Source organism: Pseudoxanthomonas sp. LjRoot204_2 (assembly GCF_056175765.1).
In genome coordinates this window covers 1-4,069 of the sequence record NZ_JBGFFG010000313.1, presented here as the reverse complement: position 1 = coordinate 4,069, position 4,069 = coordinate 1, and the positions used below count along the sequence as shown (strand labels likewise).

Annotated in this window: 3 protein-coding genes; all 3 read right to left on the bottom strand. The window is 68.2% G+C overall.

All coding sequences use genetic code 11. The features are described 5' to 3' along the window. Nucleotides 1-2,366, bottom strand: a 2,366-nt coding sequence (locus AC04L7_RS13715; RefSeq protein ID WP_475513212.1) for a methyl-accepting chemotaxis protein, incomplete at its 3' end; no start/stop codon positions are given. 170 nt (nucleotides 2,367-2,536) lie between these two features. Then, the gene (locus AC04L7_RS13710; RefSeq protein WP_299343697.1) at nucleotides 2,537-3,316 is read right to left on the bottom strand and encodes a flagellar brake protein; all 780 of its coding nucleotides are present in this window, start codon (nucleotides 3,314-3,316) and stop codon (nucleotides 2,537-2,539) included. Nucleotides 3,317-3,568: 252 nt separating this feature from the next. Beyond that, nucleotides 3,569-4,069: methyl-accepting chemotaxis protein (locus AC04L7_RS13705; protein WP_475513211.1), on the bottom strand; the 501-nt coding region annotated here is incomplete at its 5' end.

The following is a 4,069-nucleotide window of genomic DNA, read 5'->3' as shown; positions in this document are numbered from 1 at the left end:
GCACCGGCCTGGTTCACCAGCGCCGAGCCGTCGGAGACCTTCTCCACCGAGTTCTCGATCAGGCCCTTGATCTCCTTGGCCGCATTGGCCGAGCGCTGGGCCAGGGTGCGCACTTCCGAGGCGACCACGGCGAAGCCGCGGCCCTGTTCGCCGGCGCGGGCCGCTTCCACGGCCGCGTTCAAGGCCAGGATGTTGGTCTGGAAGGCGATGCCGTCGATGACCGAGATGATCTCGGCGATCTTCTTGGAGGACTGTTCGATGTCGGTCATGGTGGTGACGACCTTGCCCACGACCTCGCCACCCTGCGAGGCGACCGAGGCGGCACCGATGGCCAGCTGGTTGGCCTGGCGGGCCGACTCGGCGTTCTGGCGCACGGTGGAGGTCAGCTCCTCCATGGAGGCGGCGGTTTCTTCCAGGTTGGCGGCCTGCTGTTCGGTACGGCGCGAGAGGTCGTTGTTGCCGGCGGCGATTTCACCGGCAGCGGTGTTGATGGAACCGGAGGCGTCCTGGATGCGGCCGACGATGTCGGTGAGCTGGGCGACGGTGGCGTTGGCGTCGTCGCGCATGGTGGCGAACACACCGTGGAAGTCGCCTTCCATGCGGGTGGTCAGGTCGCCCTTGGACAGCGACTGCAGCACGCCCGAGACGGCATCCACGCTGCCCGCGATCGTCCCCAACAGGCCGTTGATCTGCTGGGAAAGCCCCAGCAGGAAGCCCTGCTTGCCGGTTTCGGCGATGCGGCCGGTCAGGTCGCCCTGCACGGCGGCCTGCACGATGCGGGTCACTTCCTGTTCGACCATCACCTCGTTGGTGCGGTCGGCCCACTCCACCACGTAACCGATGCGCTGGCCTTCGCCATCGGTCACCGGATTGATGATGAGCTGCATGATGCGGCCGCCCACGCTGATCTGTGCACGATGCGTGCCCTGCAGCTGCGCAAGCATCCGCGACTGGTGCTCGGGCTTCTTGTGGAAGATGTCGATGCTGCTGCCGACGACCGTGCTGACGTCGAAGGCGGGCAGGTCGCGGCGCAGGTCCTGTTCCACGTCCGTCAGCATCTTCATCAGCGGACGGTTGGCGTAGACGATGGTGCGGTCGGCATCGGCGATCATGACGTTGGTCGTCACATCCTCCAGCGCCGTGCGGATGCGCAGGCTTTCCTTGGCCACCACGGTGTCGCGCTCGATGCGATCGCGCAGGTTGGCCTGCATGCTGCGCATCGCTTTCATCAGGGTGCCGATCTCGTCCGTGCCGCTGGCGTCGATGTCGCTGTCCAGCTTGCCGCGGGCGATGTCGTCGGCCACACGCACGGCGCCGGCCAACGGCCTGGCGACCTGGCGGCGCAGCAGCCAAAACACCGCGCCGCAGAGCAGGGCGGCGCCCAGTGCGCCCACCATCACCACCGTCCACAACACGGCGCGGGCTTCCTGCATCAGCACGGCACGCGGCACCACGACGCCCAGCGCGAAGTGCTCCTGCGCGCCACCGATCTGCAGGGGCACATAGGCTTCCATGACGGCATCGCCGGCGGCATTGGACGATTCGCGGAAAACGGGCTCGCCCGCGGCGATCTGCTTCATCACTTCGGCGGCCTGTGCGCCCGCAAAGGGCTTGCCGACCGATGCGGCGTCCTGGTCGGCGATAACCACGCCGGCCGGCGTGAGCAGGCGCACGAAGCCCGCGCCCATCGGGGTGAGTTTGGCGATGCGTTCCTGCAGCGACTGCAGGGCGAAATCGACGGTCATGACGCCGAGGTAGTTGCCGTCTTCCAGGACCGGCGTCGACAGGGTCGTCATCAGCACGTCCTTGCCGGCGATCTTGTACACGTAGGGTTCGGCGACGACCYGGCGCTTCAGTTCACGCGGTTTCAGGTACCAGTCGCCGGCGCCGGGCACCTCGTAGTCACGCAGGGCTTCCTGCAGCGGAGCGCCCTCGCTCCATGCCCAGTAGCTCATGAAGCGGCCGGTGTCGTCGTGGCCGTCCGCGGCGCGGTAGTCCGCGTCCTTGCCGTCGAAGGCATCGGGTTCCCACAGCGTGCCGACGCCAACCCATTCCGGGTGCGCTTCGAGCTGGCGTTTGAAGATGGCGCTGGCCGCCTCGCGACTGAGGCCGTCGGCGCCGCGCTGCGCGAGCAATGCGTTCGCCAGGGCCGCGTTGGTGTCGAAGGCGCCCGTCAGGTCACCGGCGATGCGCTGTGCCTCGGCGCTGGCCAGCGTCTCCATGGTGGTGCGGGCGCCGGCCAGCAGGGACTGGCTGCTGCGCAGGTAGCTGGCCGCTGCGGCGACGCCGAAGGCCAGCAGCGGCACCAGGGCGGTGCCGTACATCACGCGGGTGGCGATGCTGCGGGAGGAAAAACGGGTAGACACGGATGACATGGTGGCCTCGACGGATGGGGCGGTGTGGCGGCCCCTGCCTACGGCCACGTGCGGCCATGCGAGTGTTGCAGGAGCGTTACACCGGGTATCGGCGGTGGCGCGGCCAGGTTGAGTACGTGCGGCTCAATGCCGATGAACGGTGGCTGGAAAGCGGACGAAGGTCACGCAGCGCCGCGCTCGCGGGCGCTGCGCTGGCGTTCCAGGCGGAAAATGTAGCGCTGGATCAGCGCATCGCCGCCGCGCGGCAGCTCGGTGAACTGGCAACCCGCGCGCCAGCTCTCGCTGCCGTTCTGGTTGAGCTGGCTGTGCAGGCTCTTGACCATCAGCCGTACGCACAGCGGTCCGCTGTCCGGCAGGTACAGCAGGCTGCCGGGGAATTCCTTGTAGGGTCGCAGCGTCGGTTCCCCCGCCTGCACGGCCAGGGCGATGCCGCCGCCGCTGATGTCCAGCACGCGGTACTTGCGGTAGGTGGTTTCGCCATCCGGCTGGCGCTCCGGGATGCCGCACTCCATCGGCTGGGTCACCGGTACCTGCAGGCGATAGAACTCGCGGCGCTGCAGGCGCAGGATGCTGTCGGGGAGCTCGGCCCGGAAGGCCACCTGCCCATCCTTCTGCACGCGTTGCAGCCCGTACAGGCGGAACTGCACGTGGATGCGGTCCAGCCGGGACACGCAGGTCACGTGCGTGGCTTCGTCGAGGCTGCGGTTGATCGCCTCCGAGGCGCTGCCGTCGATCAGCACGGCGTCCTCGTCGTCCAGCACCTCGACCACCGACGTGGGGAAGGTGTGGTTGCGCGGCATCGCGCAGCCGCTGACCAGCGCCCGCTTTTCGATGAGCGATTGCAGGATCTGGCGGATCGCGTGYTCGCCGTGCACCAGGTACTTTTCTTCGTCGTCGTACCTGACGGGATCGGCCAGAGGGGCGTCGCTGGGCTCGGTCATGCGGGCGGAAACGTCAGTGCAGGGAAGGCGTCACAGGCTGTATCGGCGGACGACACGGCATCTTGAGCGAGCGGGGCGGAAGACGTGGGAGCAGGATCCCGGTCAGGGCAAACTTCCATCGCGCACGTGGTGCCTTGCGGAACAGCGCCGCGTGCAGGATTTTCCCCCGGTCACCCGGCAGGACGCATGGCCTCTCCGATGGGAGCGCACAGCCGCAGCGGCATGCCGGGCTGTGCGGGTCCCGGGTGCTTCTCAGAACGTCTGCCAGTCGTCGCCCTCGCCCTCGGCAAGGGCGGTTTCCGGCTGGCGCGTGGGCCGTGCGCGGACGGTGGACTTGGGCGCCGTGGCCGGTCGCGATGCGGCCGACGTCACGATCGAAGCGGTCCTGCGGACCGGCAGGCCGGTAGCCGCTTTCAGCGTGAAGACGGCGACCGACTCGGTCAGCGCGTGCGCCTGTTCCTCCATCGCGCGTGCGGCGGCGGAGGCTTCCTCCACCAGTGCGGCGTTCTGCTGCGTGGCTTCGTCCATCTGCACGATGGTCTGGTTGACCTGTTCGATGCCCGATGACTGCTCCTGCGACGCCGCGGCGATCTCGGACATGATGTCGGTCACGCGCTGCACGCTGGCCACGATGTCGGCCATCGTCGCACCGGCCTGGTTCACCAGCGCCGAGCCGTCGGAGACCTTCTCCACCGAGTTCTCGATCAGGCCCTTGATCTCCTTGGCCGCATTGGCCGAGCGCTGGGCCAGGGG